Origin of the sequence: Bradyrhizobium manausense, from assembly GCF_001440035.1 — a bacterium.
Lineage (GTDB): Bacteria > Pseudomonadota > Alphaproteobacteria > Rhizobiales > Xanthobacteraceae > Bradyrhizobium > Bradyrhizobium manausense.
Genome location: NZ_LJYG01000118.1, coordinates 1 through 743, shown reverse-complemented (window position 1 = coordinate 743; position 743 = coordinate 1). Strand labels below are relative to the sequence as shown.

The window sequence follows — 743 nt, the reverse complement described above, 5'->3', positions numbered from 1 at the left end:
TCCAACCCCAAAACCGCTCGATCTACGTGAAAAACTCAACAAGTTAAAAGAAGCCTCACCTGGTCCACTCCCGGAACCACAGGAAACACTTAGCCAAAAATTAGAGCGTTTAAAGCAAAAACAAGTTGAACAACCAAAACCAATTGCCGAGCCGAAACAGCAAGACAACGACAACGATTATTCACCTTTTTAAATTACCAAAAGGAACAGTTAAATGATTGAAAGTAAAGACACTATTGATCTGCTTACAGCGATAGTTAGCTCGATTGAAACGTCAGATGAAAACTCACAGAAAGCTAAATCAGAGATATTAGAGCAATTAAAATTGCTTATATCAAAGACAGATGTAGTCAGCACAAATTTTCCAAAATTGATAGAAACGCTCTCAACTTTCGACAACAAGATTGCATCGAGTTTCAGCAATATCGAGAACATCGACAAGCGTTTAAGTACAGTCACTAATCAAATCAAATCAATAGAAAATTCAGTTCTTAATACTCAGCAACAATCAAAAAATTTACAACTAGATCACATCATCGAAAAGCTCAGTAATGCAGATCAACAAGCACAACAGCTAAGCAATCACTTACGTAATTCAAGCACGAAATATTTAGAAAATATGAATGCAGCAACAAACATTGCACGAAAAAAAATCGAAGAATTAGAAACAGAAGTAGCAAACATTGCAGATAGTTTTTCAAAAATCGTTTCAACAAGAATTGCAGATAATGTCGTCACAGATG

Annotated in this window: 2 protein-coding genes; both read left to right on the top strand. The window is 35.5% G+C overall.

The window, feature by feature from the left end:
* Nucleotides 1–193 (top strand): hypothetical protein (locus AOQ71_RS46160; protein WP_205668312.1); only part of this gene is annotated, 193 nt, incomplete at its 5' end.
* 21 nt (nucleotides 194–214) lie between these two features.
* On the top strand, nucleotides 215–743 hold a 529-nt coding region (locus AOQ71_RS44545), incomplete at its 3' end, for a hypothetical protein (protein WP_205668311.1).